The 16,815-nt window shown below is 71.5% G+C and carries 22 protein-coding genes; 13 read left to right on the forward strand and 9 right to left on the reverse strand.

Going from position 1 to position 16,815, the window contains the following annotated elements; genetic code table 11:
- Positions 1-175 precede the first annotated feature (175 nt).
- The gene (locus tag Sm713_RS22940) at positions 176-1,543 is read left to right on the forward strand and encodes a hypothetical protein (RefSeq protein ID WP_212911425.1); all 1,368 of its coding nucleotides are present in this window, start codon (positions 176-178) and stop codon (positions 1,541-1,543) included.
- Between the two features lie 123 nt (positions 1,544-1,666).
- Here Sm713_RS22940 and Sm713_RS22945 read toward each other — a convergent pair whose 3' ends face one another.
- From Sm713_RS22945 to Sm713_RS22965, 5 genes are all read right to left on the reverse strand, one after another.
- A complete protein-coding gene (locus Sm713_RS22945) occupies positions 1,667-1,822 on the reverse strand; it encodes a hypothetical protein (protein ID WP_212911426.1) in 156 nt (51 codons plus the stop codon).
- A gap of 209 nt (positions 1,823-2,031) precedes the next feature.
- Complete coding sequence (locus Sm713_RS22950) at positions 2,032-2,982, reverse strand: cytochrome c oxidase assembly protein (RefSeq protein WP_212911427.1); 951 nt, start codon at positions 2,980-2,982, stop codon at positions 2,032-2,034.
- A 194-nt stretch (positions 2,983-3,176) separates the two neighbouring features.
- Positions 3,177-4,202, reverse strand: coding sequence for a 6-phosphofructokinase (locus Sm713_RS22955; RefSeq protein WP_212911428.1), 1,026 nt, complete (start codon positions 4,200-4,202; stop codon positions 3,177-3,179).
- 145 nt (positions 4,203-4,347) lie between these two features.
- Positions 4,348-5,076 (reverse strand): type 1 glutamine amidotransferase, encoded by a 729-nt coding sequence (locus Sm713_RS22960; RefSeq protein ID WP_212911429.1) that lies wholly within the window; start codon positions 5,074-5,076, stop codon positions 4,348-4,350.
- An 88-nt stretch (positions 5,077-5,164) separates the two neighbouring features.
- Positions 5,165-6,403 carry a MurT ligase domain-containing protein gene (locus tag Sm713_RS22965; protein ID WP_212911430.1) on the reverse strand — a complete coding sequence of 413 codons (1,239 nt, stop codon included), beginning with the start codon at positions 6,401-6,403 and terminating at the stop codon, positions 5,165-5,167.
- Positions 6,404-6,582: 179 nt separating this feature from the next.
- Here Sm713_RS22965 and def point away from each other — a divergent pair, with 179 nt between their 5' ends.
- Entirely contained in the window at positions 6,583-7,176 is a 594-nt protein-coding gene (gene def, locus Sm713_RS22970; protein ID WP_212911431.1) for a peptide deformylase, read from the forward strand.
- A 31-nt stretch (positions 7,177-7,207) separates the two neighbouring features.
- Here the strand turns inward: def and Sm713_RS22975 are convergent, their stop codons facing one another.
- Positions 7,208-7,852 (reverse strand): TetR family transcriptional regulator, encoded by a 645-nt coding sequence (locus tag Sm713_RS22975; protein WP_212911432.1) that lies wholly within the window; start codon positions 7,850-7,852, stop codon positions 7,208-7,210.
- A gap of 179 nt (positions 7,853-8,031) precedes the next feature.
- On the opposite strand from Sm713_RS22975, the gene Sm713_RS22980 reads away from it, so the two are divergent.
- Positions 8,032-9,255: an acyl-CoA dehydrogenase family protein gene (locus Sm713_RS22980; RefSeq protein WP_212911433.1), complete on the forward strand. Its 1,224-nt coding sequence runs from the start codon at positions 8,032-8,034 to the stop codon at positions 9,253-9,255.
- Positions 9,256-9,900: 645 nt separating this feature from the next.
- Here the strand turns inward: Sm713_RS22980 and Sm713_RS22985 are convergent.
- Together Sm713_RS22985 and Sm713_RS22990 are read right to left on the reverse strand one after the other, a co-directional pair.
- Positions 9,901-10,344: a GNAT family N-acetyltransferase gene (locus tag Sm713_RS22985; RefSeq protein WP_212911434.1), complete on the reverse strand. Its 444-nt coding sequence runs from the start codon at positions 10,342-10,344 to the stop codon at positions 9,901-9,903.
- A complete protein-coding gene (locus tag Sm713_RS22990; RefSeq protein ID WP_212911435.1) occupies positions 10,316-11,524 on the reverse strand; it encodes a helix-turn-helix transcriptional regulator in 1,209 nt (402 codons plus the stop codon). Before Sm713_RS22990 ends, Sm713_RS22985 begins: the two co-directional genes overlap by 29 nt.
- Before the next feature lie 251 nt (positions 11,525-11,775).
- Between Sm713_RS22990 and Sm713_RS22995 the strand changes: the two genes are divergently transcribed.
- The 10 genes from Sm713_RS22995 to Sm713_RS40590 all read left to right on the forward strand — a co-directional run bounded on the left by Sm713_RS22995 (position 11,776) and on the right by Sm713_RS40590 (position 16,335).
- Complete coding sequence (locus tag Sm713_RS22995; protein ID WP_212911436.1) at positions 11,776-12,114, forward strand: DUF6415 family natural product biosynthesis protein; 339 nt, start codon at positions 11,776-11,778, stop codon at positions 12,112-12,114.
- Positions 12,111-12,371 (forward strand): hypothetical protein, encoded by a 261-nt coding sequence (locus Sm713_RS23000; RefSeq protein ID WP_212911437.1) that lies wholly within the window; start codon positions 12,111-12,113, stop codon positions 12,369-12,371. Before Sm713_RS22995 ends, Sm713_RS23000 begins: the two co-directional genes overlap by 4 nt.
- Positions 12,368-12,580: a hypothetical protein gene (locus tag Sm713_RS23005; protein WP_212911438.1), complete on the forward strand. Its 213-nt coding sequence runs from the start codon at positions 12,368-12,370 to the stop codon at positions 12,578-12,580. The genes Sm713_RS23000 and Sm713_RS23005 overlap by 4 nt, the downstream gene beginning before the upstream one ends.
- A 15-nt stretch (positions 12,581-12,595) precedes the next feature.
- Entirely contained in the window at positions 12,596-12,802 is a 207-nt protein-coding gene (locus Sm713_RS23010; RefSeq protein ID WP_212911439.1) for a DUF5999 family protein, read from the forward strand.
- A gap of 1 nt (position 12,803) precedes the next feature.
- Positions 12,804-12,980: a hypothetical protein gene (locus Sm713_RS23015; protein WP_212911440.1), complete on the forward strand. Its 177-nt coding sequence runs from the start codon at positions 12,804-12,806 to the stop codon at positions 12,978-12,980.
- A 242-nt stretch (positions 12,981-13,222) separates the two neighbouring features.
- Positions 13,223-13,411, forward strand: a complete 189-nt coding sequence (locus tag Sm713_RS23020; RefSeq protein ID WP_212911441.1) for a hypothetical protein — start codon at positions 13,223-13,225, stop codon at positions 13,409-13,411.
- A 135-nt stretch (positions 13,412-13,546) separates the two neighbouring features.
- Entirely contained in the window at positions 13,547-13,846 is a 300-nt protein-coding gene (gene tgmA / locus Sm713_RS23025) for a putative ATP-grasp-modified RiPP (protein WP_212911442.1), read from the forward strand.
- Positions 13,846-14,808 carry an ATP-grasp ribosomal peptide maturase gene (tgmB, locus tag Sm713_RS23030; RefSeq protein WP_212911443.1) on the forward strand — a complete coding sequence of 321 codons (963 nt, stop codon included), beginning with the start codon at positions 13,846-13,848 and terminating at the stop codon, positions 14,806-14,808. Before tgmA ends, tgmB begins: the two co-directional genes overlap by 1 nt.
- Positions 14,808-15,941 (forward strand): methyltransferase domain-containing protein, encoded by a 1,134-nt coding sequence (locus Sm713_RS23035; RefSeq protein WP_212911444.1) that lies wholly within the window; start codon positions 14,808-14,810, stop codon positions 15,939-15,941. Before tgmB ends, Sm713_RS23035 begins: the two co-directional genes overlap by 1 nt.
- A gap of 76 nt (positions 15,942-16,017) precedes the next feature.
- Positions 16,018-16,335, forward strand: a complete 318-nt coding sequence (locus tag Sm713_RS40590) for a DUF6087 family protein (protein WP_249416450.1) — start codon at positions 16,018-16,020, stop codon at positions 16,333-16,335.
- Between the two features lie 46 nt (positions 16,336-16,381).
- Here the strand turns inward: Sm713_RS40590 and Sm713_RS23040 are convergent, their stop codons facing one another.
- Complete coding sequence (locus tag Sm713_RS23040) at positions 16,382-16,615, reverse strand: helix-turn-helix domain-containing protein (RefSeq protein ID WP_212911445.1); 234 nt, start codon at positions 16,613-16,615, stop codon at positions 16,382-16,384.
- Positions 16,616-16,815: the final 200 nt, after the last annotated feature.

Here is a 16,815-nt window from a genome sequence, read left to right on the forward strand (position 1 = left end):
CGGGTGACCCCTGTGCCTGGTGTGGCGGAACCGGTCGGTTCTCCCCGCGGGCCCCGCCCCCGTCTGAGATGCTTCCCGCCGAGGGACACGGAAGCGGTGGGGCGGCAAGGTGCGAATGGCGTTTGAGCGGCGTTGGCGGCGCCCGGTGGTGGTGCGGTCCCGGCGGGAGAGGATCGTGCGCGGCTCGCTCCTCTCCGGCGCGGTCGTGCTCGGCATGATCGCGGTCCTGTCCATGTGCGGCACCAGCGCGCCCGGCGACGCGGTCGGCGACGAGCGACCCGAGCGGCCCCCGCACCTGGACTTCCCGGTGCCGGAGGGCTACGACACGGGCTCGGGCTGGGACGTCTCCGGTGTCTCGGAGGAGTACGCGCTGGCCGAGCGCACCGGCAGCGTCGCCGTGCTGGACGCGGCCGGGCAGGGCGCCTCCCGCGTGCGCGCGATCGACGTCACCAGCGGCCGGGCGCGCTGGACGAGCGCCCCGGTGAAACCGGTGGCCCGGTCCTGGGACCGTCCGCAGCTGCTGACCGTCGCCGAGGGCCGTCGCGAGTTCTTCGTGGCGTGGTCCTACGGCGATGCGAGCACATCGGTCCTGGGCGGTGCCAGAACCGCCGTCTCCCTCGACATCTACGACGCCGCCTACGGCACCCACCGGCACCTGGACGTGCCCTGGTCCGAGGCCGCCGACGTGACCGGCGGCGGCCCCGGAATCCTCATCGGGCGGGGCGGCGACCACGCCGCCGTCGTCGATCCCGCGACCGGCGAGGTGTCCACGACCTCGGCGCCGGACCTCAAGTACCCGCGCGGCTGCGCCGCCTGCCGGCGTGACACGGACATCCGCGGCCTGACGTCGGACGGCCTGCTGGTGAAGGGAGCCGGGGAGTTCTGGGTGCGCGGCGGCTGGTACGGGCGCCGGACGGCGCCCAAGGGCACCGACCCGGCCTCCGGTGTGCCGGTCTCCGTGACCGCGGACCGGGTGCTGGTCAGATGGAGCAGGAAGCCCGGCGGCAAGGACGCCGATCGGTTCGAGACCTGGGCCGTGCACGACGCGCGCAGCGGCAAGGTACTCGCCTCAGCGGACTGCCACCGCCCGGCCGTCGACCCGGGCAGGTACCCGGAGCTGTCCTTCTCCTTCTCGGGCCGCTACGCCGTGGCGGGGGCACTCGCCTTCGACCTGACCGATCACAAGGGCTACTGCTTCGACAAGGAGTCCGGCAGTACGGGGGGCGGCACCTCGGTCGCCCCGGCTCCGGACGCGGCCGACCCCGGCGACCCCGCCGTCGACAAGGCCCCCCGGCCCCTGACCCTGGTCACCGTCACCGACCAGGGCGTCGCGTACGGCACCACCGGCGTGCACACGGCCGCGGACGCGCGCTCCGGTGCCGGCAGGCCCCTCCACATCACCGTGGGCACACCCGTCCCGCAACTCCTCGCGCCCACCACCCACCTGCCCGCCGCCGACCTCGGCGGGTACGGCCTCTTCCCGGGCACCGACACCAAGGACGTCCGGCATCTGCTGGGTTACCCCCGGGCGCCGACCGGCTGACCGGTTTCGTACGGGGTTTTGCGGGGCGGGGCACCGTTCCGTACGTGCGCGCCGGCCCGCGCGGCACCCTGCACACGCGCCACCGTCGACCGAATCCGGATGGCGAGCCGGACCGGGAGCGGCTCAGTTCCGGGTCGCCAGCATGCCCAGGGTGACCATCCCGAGGACGACCCAGCCGAACCACAGCCAGCCGTTGCTTCCCATGGCCGCCGTGTAGGCCGTCACCACGACCAGACCCCCGACGGTGACGACCCCCATCGCTTTGGTGGAACCGGGCATCGCGACCCCTCCTCACGCCGGCCGGGCGGTCCCCACCCGTGCCATGGTCCGAAGCGACCTCGCCATCCATCATCCTCCTGGCGGAGGGACCTGGACCACGTTCCTTCGGACACGTCGACCCGTCCGCGGCGGGGCGCCCGCATCACCGGAAGACGCGGCGCCGCACCGGGCATGGCCCGCGCGCCGCGGGCCGAGGTCATGAAGGGCTTTCAGCTCCCGCGTGCGTGCAGGGAGGCCAGGTAGGCGTTGTACGCCTCCAGCTCCTTGTCGCCGTCCCGGTCGGCGGCCCGGTCCTTGCGTCGCGCCTGGCGCTGCTCCGAGCGGTACCACTGGAAGAGCAGCGCCAGCAGCACCAGCACCGACGGCACCTCGCTGAACGCCCAGGCGATGCCGCCCGCCGCGGTCTGGTCGGAGAGCGCGTCGATCCCCAGCGAGGCCGGCGGATGCCGGTAGGCCCCGACCAGCGGGGTGGAGGCCATCATGATCGCGATGCCGAAGAAGGCGTGGAAGGGCATCCCCGCGAAGAGCTCCAGCATGCGCAGCACGTAGCCGGAACGGTGAGGTCCGGGGTCCACGCCCATGATCGGCCAGAAGAACACGAGGCCGACCAGCAGGAAGTGCACCATCATCACGGTGTGCCCGGTCCTGGACTGCATCAGGAAGTCGAAGAGCGGCGTGAAGTACAGCCCGTAGAGGCTCGCGATGAACAGCGGGATGGTGAACGCGGGGTGCGTGATGACCCGCATGAACCTGCTGTGCAGCAGCTTCAGCACCAGCTCGCGGGGGCCGGTGCGGCCCCGGCCCGCGACCGGCAGCGCGCGCAGCGTCAGGGTGACCGGCGCGCCGAGCAGCAGGAGGATCGGCGAGAGCATGCTGATGATCATGTGCTGCACCATGTGCACGCTGAACATGACCATGCCATAGTCGTTCAGTCCCGTGCACATCACCACCAGCAGGGTCAGCACGCCCACCGTGAACGCCACGGTCCTTCCCACCGGCCAGCGGTCCCCGCGGCGCACCAGCCGCACCACGCCCCACCCGTACAGCGCCAGCGCCACGAGGCAGGCCACGAGGAAGAACGGGTCGGCGGACCATGCGAGACCGCGGCCCAGCGTGAACGGCGGCAGATCCATCGTCATGCCGTGCCCGCCGTGATCCATCCGCAGGCTCCTGATTCTGGTGGGCGTCCCGGCCCATCGGTCTCACCACCGCCTGAAAGGCGTGGGAGGTGCCCTCCGGGGGGATTGTGTGCAGCTGTCCGAACCAGACTAGGACTGCCGCCCGCGTGGCCGGTGACCGGGGTGCGCCGGGCGCGGCGCGGGGCCCTCAGCCGCCACCCGCCCGGCCGCCGGCGTCACAGCACGCACTCGGCCTCCGCGTACCGCTGGTCGGGCACGGTCTTGAGGGTGTCCACGGCGTCGCCGAGCGGCACCATCTCGATGTCGGTGCCGCGCAGTGCCGTCATGTACCCGAACTGCCCGCGGTGCACGGCCTCCACCGCGTGCCAGCCGAACCGGGTGGCGAGCACGCGGTCGTACGCCGTGGGGGTGCCGCCGCGCTGCACATGGCCGAGGATCACCGGGCGTGCCTCCTTGCCGAGGCGCTCCTCCAGCTCCACGGAGAGCTGCCGGGCGACGCCGGCGAAGCGCTCGTGGCCGTAGACGTCCGTGCCGCCCTCGTCGAAGACCATGGAGCCCTCGCGGGGCTTGGCGCCCTCGGCGGCCACCACGATCGCGAACTTCTTGCCCGCGTCGAAGCGCTCCCGGACCCGGGCGGTCAACTCGTCGACGTCGAAGGGCCGCTCGGGCACCACGATGGCGTGCGCGCCCGCCGCCATGCCCGAGTGCAGCGCGATCCAGCCGGTGTGACGGCCCATGACCTCGACGATCATCACCCGCTGGTGTGACTCGGCGGTGGTCTTCAGACGGTCCAGGGCCTCCGTCGCGACGCCCACGGCCGTGTCGAAGCCGAAGGTGACGTCCGTGCAGGCGATGTCGTTGTCGATGGTCTTGGGGACGCCGACGATGGGCAGGCCCGCGTCGGACAGCATCCGGGCCGCCTTGAGCGTGCCCTCGCCGCCGATCGGAATGATCGCGTCGAGGCCGAGGTCCAAGACGTGGCCCTTGGCGCGCTCCACGCCGTCCCGCAGGTGCTCGGGCTGCACCCGGGAGGAGCCGAGGATGGTGCCGCCGCGGGCCAGGATGCCGCCCACGGCGTCCAGGTCCAGCTTGCGGTAGTCGCAGGTGAGCAGGCCCTTCCAGCCGTCCTGGAAACCTATGACCTCGTCGCTGTGGTCCACGAGGGCGCGGTGCACGATCGAGCGGATCACGGCGTTCAGCCCGGGGCAGTCGCCGCCGGAGGTGAGGACACCCATACGCATAGCCCGGTATACCTTTGCAACGTGGGCCGACGGGCCGGACCACGTCGTCCGGCTGAATCACTGCCAGAGTACCGGCGCACGGCGGCCCCGCCGAACCGCCGTCCGCCTGGTGGACGAGCCCGCGCTCAGGTGTTCGGCAAGGTGCTCAGGCGGGCTGCTGGGCGGCTGCGATGCGCTCGGCGCGCAGGGCCTCGTACCACCGGTCGTCGGCCGGCGGCAGGGCGTTCACGTCGAGCGCCAGCTTCAGCAGCAGGTCCGCGATTCCGGGGTTGCGGGCCAGCACGGGGCCGTGCATATACGTACCGAACACCGTGTCGTTATACGCACCCTCGGTGCCGTCGCCGGTGCCGTTGCCCTTGCCGAGGCGGAGCCGGGCGAAGGGCTTGGCGCCCGGGCCGATCTGGGTGATGCCCTGGTGGTTCTCGAAGCCGGTGAGCTGCGGCAGGCGCAGCTGCGTGTCGATGTCCGCGAGTACGTCCCCGACGCACCGCTCGCCCTCGCCGCGCGTCGAGACCACGTCGAGCAGGCCGAGGCCGGCCTCGCGCTCGCCGAGGTCGTTGACGAACTCGTGGCCGAGGATCTGGTAGCCGGCGCACACCGAGAAGACGATGGCGCCGTTGGCGACCGCGCGGGAGAGGCCGCCGTCGCGGCGCAGCCGCTCGGCCGCGAGCCGCTGCGGGCGGTCCTCGCCGCCGCCGATCAGGTAGATGTCGCCGGAGGTGGGCACCGGCTGGTCGCTGCGCACGTCGATACGGCTGACGGACAGCCGCCGCTGCCGGGCCCGGCGCTCCACGACCAGCACGTTGCCCTGGTCGCCGTAGGTGCTGAGCAGGTCCGGGTAGACCCACACCACACGCAAGCTGTTGTCGCTCATGCTCGAAACGCGTCCTTCTGGGGTTCTCGGGGTCCGGCCTTGCGGGCGCGGCGGTCGTTGCGGACGCGGCGGTCCGGGGCCGGGGTGGTCAGTTGCCGACGCGGCGGCGCAGGTCCTGGAACGCGGTGTAGTTCGCGATGGCCTCGATCCTGCCGGCGGGTGCCGCCTGGACCGCCTCGTCCAGGTCGGCGCAGACCTGGAAGGACTGGTTCGCGACCTCCAGGCGCACCGCCAGGTCGAGCTTGCGGTCGCCGATGACGAAGATCGGATGGCCGGTGAGCCGGGTGTAGTCGACGTCCCACAGCCAGGAGGTGTCGGTGCCGTCCGCGCCGCGGGCGTTCACCGACAGGACGACCGGCGTCGGCGGCTGGTCGATCAGCGAGAACGTCTCCAGCCAGCCGGCCGGGTTCTTCGCCAGCAGCAGCCGCAGGTCGCGGCCGAGGAACTGCACGATGTCGTAGCGTCCGGCGACCGCCTGCACCTGGTACATCCGCTCCAGCGCGACCTGGGGCGGCACGCCGAAGGCGGCGGCGACCGCGGCCGAGGTGGCGGCGTTGGCCTTGTTGGCGCGGCCCGGCAGCTGGAGGTGGATGGGCCAGGCGGAACCCTGCGGGTCGATCACGTGGTCCCCGGCGAGCACCCAGCTCGGAGCGGGCCTGCGGAATCCGCACTCGGCGCAGAACCAGTCGTCGCCCGGGCGCTGCATCACACCGCCGCAGGACGGGCAGGACCAGGCGTCGTCCTTCCACATCTGCCCGGCGGCGACCCAGACGACGTTCGGCGAGGACGAGGCGGCCCAGACGACCAGGGGGTCGTCGGCGTTGGCGATCACGATGGCCTTGGCGCCCGCCAGGCCCTCGCGCCAGCGCTCGGCGAGCATCCGGGTCTCGGCGGCGCGGTCGAGCTGGTCGCGTGAGAGGTTCAGCAGCGCGATGGCCTTGGGCTCGACGTCCCTGGCGACCCCGGCCAGGTACTTCTCGTCGACCTCTATCACGCCGAAGCGCGCGTCCGAGCCGCCCGCGAGTGCCGAGGTGATGCCGGCGGGCATGTTGGCGCCGAGGGCGTTGGAGACGACGGGGCCCGCCGCGCGCAGCGCCTCGGCGATCAGGCGGGTGGTGGTCGTCTTGCCGTTGGTCGCGGAGACCAGCACCACGTCCAGGTGCTGGGCGAGCCGGCGCAGCAGCTCAGGGTCGAGCTTGAGTGCCACCCGGCCGCCGATCACGGACCCGCTCCCGCGGCCCGCTGCACGGGATACCGCCGCGGCGGCCCTGCCCGCCGTCACGGCCAGCCTGGACCGCGGCGACAGCGGTTCCGAGTTGCCTGCCATCGTTGGGGTTCCTCCTTGGGTACAGCGCCGTGCCAGCCCCTGGCGAGTGGGTGCGGCCATCACGTGCCCCTCAGCCTATCGAGATCCGGTCACGGGGCTGAACAACGGCACCGTTACGGATCGGGTCCCGTCCCGCCCGAGCGGTCGCCCGCCGTCCGGGCGGCCGTACCCTTACCGCCATGCGACACGGCTCGATCCCGGGCGCCAGAGGGCGCGTACGACCGCTCGCCCTGTTCGGGGACCCGGTGCTGCACGCGCCGTGTGCGCAGGTCACCGACTTCGGGCCGGAGCTGCACCGGCTGGTCGAGGACATGTACGCGACGATGTACGCCGCTCAGGGCGTGGGTCTTGCGGCCAACCAGGTGGGCCGCGCGCTCGCCGTCTTCGTGTACGACTGTCCGGACGACGAGGAGCGGCGCCATCTGGGGCACGTGGTGAACCCGCGGCTGGTCACGGTGGACGGCGAGGTGGTGCGCGGGCCCGAGGGGTGCCTGTCGCTGCCGGGCGTCGAGGCGGGCACGCCGCGTTACGACCACACGGTGGTGGAGGGGGTCGACGCCCTCGGCGAGCCGGTGGGGATAGACGGCACCGGGTTCTTCGCGCGCTGCCTCCAGCATGAGCTGGATCACGTCGCCGGCGGGGTGTACACGGACCGGGTGACGGGGTGGCGCCGGCGGCGGGTGCTGCGGGCGGCGGCCCGGGTGTCCGGTGAGCGGCTCTCGCAGGGCCCGGATCGCCCCGCGGGCTCGCCCGCAAGCGCCGGACGAGCCTGAGTTCCCGCTTCCCCGGCCCGCGCCGTCCCCGTCAGAAGCGGGGGCCGCCCGCCACGTCGCCGGCCACGGCCAGCCTGCCCCACAGCAGGTCGGCGAGGCTGCGGACCAGTTCGGCGCGGGAGCAGGGGCGGTCGGCGAGCCACCAGTCGCCGGCCGCGTGCATCATGCCGACGATGCCGTGGCCCCAGACGCGCGCGAGCCCCTGGCCGTCGGAGCCGAGGTCGACGCGCTCCTCTATCACCTTCGCCATCTCCTCGCCGAGCCGGCGCAGCAGGGGAGCGGAGTGGCGGCCCACGTCGAATCCGCCCTCGGTCTGGGAACCGCCCTCCGCGGGGTGCATCAGGAAGCGGTACACCTGCGGGCGGGCCTCGATCGCCGCCAGGTAGGTGTCGAGGGTGGCCTCGACCCGCTTGCGGCGCTCCGCCGGCGCGTCCAGCGCGGCGCGCAGGGCCTCCAGAAGGGCGTCCGTGTGCCGTTTGGCGAGCGCCGCGTACAGTCCTCCCTTGTCACCGAAGTGGCGGTAGAGGATCGGCTTGGTGATGCCCGCCTCGGCGGCGATCGCGTTCATCGAGGCGCCAGGGCCGTCACGCAGCACGACCCGGTCGGCGGCCTCGAGCAACTCGCGCCGCCGTTGCTCGGGGGACCGCTGCGGCTCGGCCTGCTGTGTGGTGTCCATGGTTTCTCCCCGCCCGTGGTGAGTCGGTGACGCCTGCGCAAACTAACACTTGCGCCCGGGTCGACCTCGAACGCGCTGCCGGGCGGGAGTGGGACGCTGGGAGTTGACATGCGCTACCGGCCGGTAACATACTCCTGTTACCGTAAGTAATACCGCGGTCGGACAGTGCTGGAGGGGACATGGCGGAGTTCACCATGGAACTCAATGAGGAGCAGAAGGAGGTCCAGGAGTGGGTCCACGGCTTCGCCGCCGAGGTCATACGTCCCGCGGCCGCCGAGTGGGACGAGCGTGAGGAGACCCCCTGGCCGGTGATCCAGGAGGCCGCCAAGGTGGGCCTGTACTCCCTGGACTTCTACGCCCAGCAGTACTTCGACCCCACCGGCCTCGGGCTCCCGATGGCGATGGAGGAGCTGTTCTGGGGTGACGCGGGCATCGGCCTGTCGATCGTGGGCACCGGCCTCGCGGCCGTCGGCGTCCTCGCCAACGGCACCGAGGAGCAGATCGGCACCTGGATGCCCCAGATGTACGGCGACCCGGACGACGTCAAGCTCGCCGCGTTCTGCTCGTCCGAGCCCGACGCCGGCTCCGACGTCGCCGCGATGCGCACCCGCGCCGTCTACGACGAGGCCAAGGACGAGTGGGTGCTCAACGGCACCAAGACCTGGGCGACCAACGGAGGCATCGCCAACGTCCACGTGGTCGTCGCCATCGTCGATCCCGAGCTGGGCTCCAAGGGCCACGCCTCCTTCATCGTGCCGCCCGGCACCCCCGGCCTGTCCCAGGGCCAGAAGTTCAAGAAGCACGGCATCCGCGCCTCGCACACCGCCGAGGTCGTGCTGGAGGACGTGCGGATCCCCGGCTCCTGCCTGCTCGGCGGCAAGGAGAAGCTGGACGAGCGGCTCGCCCGGGCGCGGGAGCGCGCCAAGGGCGGGGAGAGGGTGAAGAACGCCGCCATGGCGACGTTCGAGGCGTCCCGCCCGGCGGTCGGCGCGATGGCGGTCGGCACCGCGCGCGCCGCGTACGAGGTGGCGCTGGACTACGCCAAGACCCGTGAGCAGTTCGGCCGGCCGATCATCGACAACCAGGGCGTGGCCTTCCAGCTCGCCGACATGCGCACCAGCATCGACGCGGCCCGGCTGCTGGTCTGGCGCGCCTCCTGGATGGCGGCGAACGGCAGGCAGTTCACCGCCGCCGAGGGCTCCATGTCGAAGCTGTTCGCGAGCGAGACCGCCAAGCGGGTCACGGCCCAGGCGGTGCAGATCCTCGGCGGCAACGGCTACACCCGCGAGTACCCGGTCGAGCGGATGCACCGCGACGCGGCGATCTACACGATCTTCGAGGGCACCAGCGAGATCCAGCGCCTGGTCATCGCGCGCACGCTGTCGGGGATGCCGATCCGCTGACCAGTAGTACCAGCAAAACGCGCGTAGATTGTGCAAGAGAATGTGCCGCCCTCCGTGAGAACGGGGGGCGGCACAAGCTGTTTCGGAGGTCGCCTCAAACGGCTGTTGGGAGAATTTTGGGAGATCGTTTTCGCGTGGGAGCGAGCGGGGGGTACGGGCCGAACTCCCGGCGATCCACGACGACCTTCAACGAGTCCTCCCAGAGTCCTTGGAGGTACTCGGCGATCGACAGCTCCATCGCCAGCGTCACGTGAGAATACGTGCCCTCGACGCCCTGGAGTACATGCCCCATCCGTGCTTCCACCGCAACCCAAGGCACTTTACCCTCGTCGAGCCAGACCTTCTGTGAGTGGCGCAGCCCGTGCGGCGTGAGCCCCTTGACTCCCAGGACCGGGCGTATAAGGACGGAACCGAGGGCCCGCGCGGTCGCGCCGGGCCAGACTGCCCGGACGGCTACTCCCTCCAGGCGCCGTCCTGGGATCCGGACACGCTGGTGTGCCGCCGCGACGGCGCCCCACCGCCGCCCGACGATGGCGGCAGCACGCCGCAGGCCGCCGGCCTCGACCCGACCCGCCGCCAGTACCCCTGAACCACCACGCCCCCTCTCGCCTTCGGGCGGGAGGGGGCGATTTTGTCGTACACGGGTCACAGGGCTGCTCGGTAGAACACCTTGCTGTCGTCCTGTGGAACACCCAGCGCCTCATACAGGGCGAGCGCAGCCGGGTTATCTGTGTCGGCGGTCCACTCGATTCGCGAGCAGCCCAGGGCCGCGGCCTCTTCGCGGAGTGCCGTCATCAGCGCACGGGCGACACCGCGGCGGCGAGCACCTGCGATGACGAAGAGTTCCTTGAGGAACAAGCTGGTGTCGGCGCCTGCCGCAGGCCAGAGGAGAGAGTAGGAGGCGAGGCCGAGGACCGCAGCGCCCTCGCGGGCAAGGAGAACGGTCGCTACTGGGTGGTCGCCGAACAGGGCGTTCCTGATCTGGCCGAGGTCTCCGGGGACTGCCTGCCCGCCGTAGTACGCCTCGATCTCGCCGAGGATCTCAGAGAGGGCTTCAGCGTCATCCGCTGTCGCTCTGTTGATCTTCACGCCCGCGCTCCGTCTCGCCAGGGGGCAGCGCCAAGATCTCGCGCAGTGCCCGTACCTCGTGCACCTGCTGTGCACCGGGCGGCACCCTAGTTGCGACGTCCTGCGCGCGGTAGATGATCAGAGCTGAGCGGTGCGCGGGAGCAAGGCTGACGATTGTGCGCGTGGCCAGGTCAGCGGCTCCGGCCGGGTCACCATCCAGCGAGGTACACATGGCCGCGTCGAGTGCGACCAAGGCGCGATCCATCCGTTCGGCGTCCGGATACAGCTCCAGTGCCCGATCTTGTTCTGCACGGGCGCGCACGGTCTTCCCGAGGTGCGTCAACGCGTTGCCCATGTGGAAACGCAACTGGTTCTCGCTGTAGCCGAAGGCTGATCCGATCTGCTCGTCTTCGGGCAGGCGTGCGAGCGCACTCTCTGCCGCGGCCAGGGCCTCATCCGCAGCTTCGGCATCACCGAGCCGGGCGTGCGCCCGGGCTTCGAGCGGCGCCGCGAGAGCTGGTCCGACACAGGGCAGGCCGCCGGCGAGCTGCTGTGCGTGGGCGGACAGTTCGACCGCGCCGTAGAAGTCGCCGCCGTAGAAGCATTGGTATGCCTCTTGCGCGTATGCCCAGGACAGCGTGGCTCGATCATCGGCCGCCGCAGCGAACTGCCGTGCCGTGCGCCACCACGACAGCGATCGGTCATCGCCCAGTTTCAGCAACGTCAGAGCTGTGAGCCCTGACATACGAGCTGCGGCCACCAGTAACCGACGACGTACTTGGGGTGGGTGTCGGCGTGTCAGCAGTACCCGCAGGTCCTGGAAGTCGGCGAGCAGTTCAGGGAAGTGCGTCATCTCGGGCCGGTAGCGAGTAGCACGCCCGTGACGGTCCACCGTCCACTCGATCTCATCCAGTGAGCTGTCTGCAAGTGGTCCTGCCGCGAGTGCCTCATGGAGGCCGGCTTGAAGGGCATCAGCCTGCTCCAGCGGCGAGGTTCCGGGACGGACGTCCGCGAGGGCGATCAGTAGACCCTCGGCACCGACCGCCGCGTCAAGAGCGCGAGCCGTCTGCGCTGTCGGCCGCCGTCGACCATTCTCCAAGTCCGCCACGTAGGACTTTCCGCAGGCTGCGAGCGCGGCGACATCGCGCAGGCTACGGCTTCCTCGCAGCCGGCGTAGCGCTTCGCCGAAGGTCTCTGCCATGGGCCTCTCCCGGCGTCCGCCGTGTCCGCACGCTTGCGGACACCAGCGGACACGCTGCATCTGTCGATCACGTTCCGTGCGGAGAACGCTACCCATGACGGCTCGCACCGTCAGCAAAACGGAAGTGATCTGCAAGCGCCCCGGCAGCCGCGCCACACGGCCCCGGGGATGGCCGACTGCGAGGAGTCGACGTGCGCGAACATAACGCCCCTTCAGGGCGGTTGAGAAGTGGGCCTCCGGACATCGAGCCGATGCGCGCTGCCGCTGCCGAGCTGCTCGACGAGGGTGCGCCGCTGCCGCGGTTTGATGACCTCACCGAGCTGACGGCCCGGTTGCGGGTTGCCCTCCGGGCGCTGGTCCCGCAGGTGGAGGAAGTGGCGCGGGAGCGTCCCGAGGACGACGCCGAGCGGGTCAGGGCGCGGAGCAGCGCGCGGGCCTCCGTCGAGACCGCCCGTGCGTGTCTGGACGCTGGCCCCGGCTCGGGCCTGGTATCCGCGAAAGACCACGCCCTCAGCCTCGCCCGCGAGGTGGCGGGGTTGTGCCGCCACCTTGAGAAGTTGACCGGCGCGCGCACCGCGGAGCCGGCATGAGCAGCCTGGTGCCTGCCGGGTGGAGGGTCGGGCCGGAGTGGGCAGACGGCGTCGTACGGCCGCCGGTGCGGCTGGTGATGTGCGTGGAGTGCCCCGCCCGGTCCGATCAGCCGACCCTCACCGGCCGGGCCGCAGGACGGCAGTGGGCGGCCGGCCACGCCGACGTCACCGGCCACACCCGGTTCGTGGAGTCCTCCCACCAGATCGTCAGGGCCAGCCTGGTGCCGGCGGGGTTCACGCAGCAGGGGGCGCCGTGAGCGCGCACGCGAAGCGCCGCCGGTCGTGGCCGCGGCGGCTTGTGTCCGCCGCGGTTCACCATCCGGTCCGCCTGCTGTGCCGTGTCGAGGACGAGCTGGTGGACTGCACCAGCTTCGGTATCGCCCAGGTGTTGATCATCGGTGGGTTCGCCGTCGTCGTCGCCGGCTGGGTCGTCCTCCAGATCGCCCGCGCTTTGCTCGCCCCGTAGCCCGAGGAATCAATGATGTCTACGACATGCCCGCACGAGCCGCCGTGCCCGTCCGCCTTCGCTGCGGACCGGGAGGCCGCGCACCCGGTGGTGCGCCACCCCGAGCAGGGCTGGAGCCTCCTGTGCAACGGGGTTCTGCTGTTCGAGGACACCGGTGAACTGCTGCCGGACGGGCGGGTCATCGCGCCGCACCGGCCGGCCGCAGCCCTGGCGGTGGCCTGACGTGCGCAAGAAGCAGCCCGCGCGCTTTCCCGCCGCAGGCGCGACCTGGTGCCACTGGCACAAGCGCTACACGACCACCGGTGTGCTCGTCGCCGTGATCGAGCAGGCGTCCGGGCCTGGTGTCGCTGTCTACGCCTGTGCCCCGTGCCAGAAGCGGTTCCGGCTGACGCCGATCTGATGCTGCCCTGCCCGCTGAGCGGCGCGCGCCGCAACGTCGCGCGCCGAGGACGCGGCGGGCAGGGCCGGCCCGCTCCAGGGGGTGGGGACCTCTCGGGGCGGGCCACCCATACACCCGCGGTCCGGCTGGCTCCATCGCCGGACCGCGGCAGCGGCCGCCGCAGACGCGCGACCGCGAACAGCCCGGCGGGGCCCGCCCTACACGGGCCCCGCCGGGGACCAGCACCTCACCGAAAGGACGAAATGCCGGACCGTAAAGACGTCGACCTCGGCGACGACGAGTTGCTCGGCCTGATCGGCAGCCTCGGGGCCGCCGCGAGCGTGGCCAAGGACACTGATCTGGACCCGGAGATCCGCGACATGGGCAAGAGCGCCGAGTGGACGGCAGCGGAGCGGCTGTCCGACGCCTACAAGAAGGCCAACCCCGAATAGCCCGCCGGGCGCCGCGTCATCGCCCGGCTTCCCCGGCTGCCGCCCACGGCAGCCACGGGCCCCGGCCGCACACCACCGGCCCCCGCCCCGCGGCCGGGGCCCAGCACCACAGCACACAACCGATTGGAGAAGATCGTGACAACTGCCATAGACCGTGAGGCTTTCCCCCTCACCCCGCCTGGAGGCCGGACCCCCTTCAGCGCGGAGGCACCGTCCGACCCGGGGGTCCGGCCGTGGGCGCTGCGGTTCGCTCGCGTCCCCGACTCGACCGGGGCCATCCGCGTCCCGAAGCACGCCTACGACTACGGCCGCCAGGTCAACATGTTGGTCGATGGCAGCGGCCTGCTGACGTGCATGGGTGGGACGCACGAACCCACCGTGCCGGACGGTTCCGTGTCGAACCCGCCGCCGCTGGACGAGGGGCCGAAGGACTGATGACCGCGCCTGTCCTGATCGTGGCAGCCTCCGACGACTGGCCCACAGACCGGGTCGTCGTCGAGCTGGAGCAGCGTGGAGTCGACGTGTTCCGCATGGACACAGTCGACTTCCCCCAGCGGCTCGCGCTGGCCGGCCGGATCGACCAGGTATCCGGGTGGACGGGCGAACTCGCTACCGAGCAGCGGACGGTGGAGTTGTCCCGGGTCGGCGCGGTGTACTACCGCGCCCCCGGGGCGTTCCGCTTCCCCGAGGGGATGTCTGGGCCGGAGGAGAGGTTCGCTGCCGCTCAGGCCCGCGCTGGCCTCGGTGGTGTCCTGTCCGCGTTGGACTGCCGTTGGGTCAACCACCCGGCTGCCATGGCCCGTGCCGAGTACAAGCCCGTGCAGCTCGCTGCCGCGCGCTCCTGTGGGCTGCGTATCCCGCCCACCCTGATCACCAACCGGCCCGACGACATCCGCGCGTTCACCGCCGACACCGGCGGCGACGTCGTGTGCAAGCCCGTTGCTTCACCCGTGCTCATCGAGGACGGCCAGCTCAAGTCGGTGTACACGCAGCGCCTGAGCCTGTCGGACCTGGACGACCTGCGGGGGATCGACACCACCGCGCACCTCTTTCAGGCGTGGGTCGACAAGGACTACGAGGTGCGCCTGACCGTGGTCGGCGCGCGCCTGCTCGCTGCCGCCATCCACGCCGGCAGTGACGCCGCGCACGAGGACTGGCGCAGCGACTACGGCGCCCTCAGCTACACGACCACGACGGTGCCCGAGCACGTCGCTGCCGGAATGCGGCGCCTGATGAAGCGGCTTGGGCTGAGCTACGGGGCGGCAGACTTCATCGTGAGCCCGGACGGGCGGTGGACCTTCCTGGAGGTCAACCCGTGCGGGCAGTGGGACTGGATCCAGGGGGCGACCGGCCTGCCGATCGCCGAAGCCATCGCTGATGAAATGCAAGGAGTCTGATGGACTGGAAGCCGCACGCGGCTGCCCTCGCGGCCCAGGTGTCCTACCGGGGGTCGGGTTGGTGGGCGCCGATCATGGAGACGCCCCGGCACGTGCTCGTCGAACGCTGGCTCACCCCGGGCGCCGGCGGCTGGACAGCCGTTGACGGGCCCTCGGATGAGGAGGCGTGGGCGAAGGCGGCGTACGCGGATGCCACGCTCGTCACCCGGGTCGGGCCCGTGCACGCCGACCACGCCCGCCCGGACCAGGTGGTGAGCGGCCTGCCCACGTCGTCGTCGACGCTGCCGAGCCTGGTCGTGACGATGCTGCGGCACGGCCGGCTCACGCCCGGCGTGCGGATGTTGGACCTCGCCACCGGCTCCGGCTACAGCGCTGCTCTGGCGTGTCAGCGTCTCGGGGACGGGCAGGTGACCACGCTGGACGTCGACCCGTACTTGACGCAGGCCGCGGCCGAGCGCCTCGCCCGGATCGGCCGGCACCCGGCCGTGGTGACCGCCGACGGCACAGGCGAGCTGCCCGGTACCTTCGACCGGATCGTGTCCATGGTGTCCGTGCCGCGCATCCCCTCCTCGTGGTTGGCCGCCCTCGCGCCCGGCGGACGGCTGATGACCACGGTGGCAGGGACGGGCCTGATCGTCACCGCGGACAAGACCGATGACGGCGGCGCCCGAGGACGCGTCGAATGGGACCGGGCAGCGTTCATGACCACCCGCGCCGGCGACGACTACCCGCCCGGGCTCAGCGACGTCTTCGCGACGGCTGCGGAAGCGGACGGCGAGGAGGTCACCGAGTCCCCGTTCCCGGTGCTGGACGTCATGCAGGCCTGGGAGGTGTGGTCCATGCTGTCGCTGACCGTGCCCGGCATCGAGCACCGTATGGGGACGGGGGACGACGGCGGCCGTATGACGTGGCTGCTGCACGCCGATGGCTCCTGGGCCCGCGGCCACACCAAGCCGGGCGAACGCACGGCGACGGTCCATCAGGGCGGCCCACGCCGCCTCTACGACCGGCTCGACCGTATCCGCTGGCGCTGGCTGGAGCACGGCGAACTCCCCGTGTACGGAGCGAAGGTCACCGTCACACCTGATGGCGAGACCACGCTCTCACGCGGCGGATGGGCGACCACCTTGTGATGCGGCGGCCCGGTTCCCGCTGTGGCGCCGAAACGGCAGACTGAACAGACCACCTGACCGAGGACGGAGCATCCGTATGGACGAGGAGCCCCTGGAGGAGTGGGCAGCACGGCGTGACCAGCATCGCCCCGCGATTGGGGAACGCCGGGCCGCTCCGTTGGACGGCCAGGAGGAGCACGGCTCCCACGTCGCCCCAGACGCTCCGCGCGGCATCCAGGAGTGGGACGGGCACCAGTGGGTCCCGGTCGGAATCGCCGAGGACTTCACCGCCGCCGCTGGCGAGGCTGGAGATGATGCCGCAGCTCGGGCTGAGCGCGTGCCTTTCCCGCGGTTCAGCAAGCTGCCGCCGAGGCCCGAGCCATGGCGGCCGACCGAGCCGTTCCACCGGCCTTGACTCGCTGACACGGCAAGCTCCCACCCCGGCTCCGGCCGGGGCGACCTCACGCCACGAGGTCGGCGAGCGGGACGTGAAGCGCGGCCGCGATCAGGATCAGGTTGTCGAGCAGCGGTGAAGCGTGGCCCTGTTCGATGCGGTTGATGGTCTGTCGGTCGAGGCCGGCGCGCTCGGCCAGGGCCTCTTGGGTGAGGTTGGCGTGGAGGCGTGCCGTGCGGATGTGCTCGCCGATGGCCCGGCGGCGGGCGATGACCCAGGCGGGCGGCGGAGCGGACGACACCCGTCAACGCTTGCGGGATCATGATCATTTGTCTGTATCGTGGACCTTACATTTCTGGATCACGCATTTGCCAGTGGCACGCGTAGAGGGCAAGTGATAGTACAGATGTGTGCATCCGTGATCGCAGAGAGTGAGTACCTCGGGGGACCGGCCGGGGCGGAGTCGGGAGACGGCGCATCTGCGCCGCACGACGCGCCGCG

Source organism: Streptomyces sp. TS71-3, assembly GCF_018327685.1.
In the GTDB taxonomy this organism is placed as follows: Bacteria; Actinomycetota; Actinomycetes; order Streptomycetales; family Streptomycetaceae; genus Streptomyces.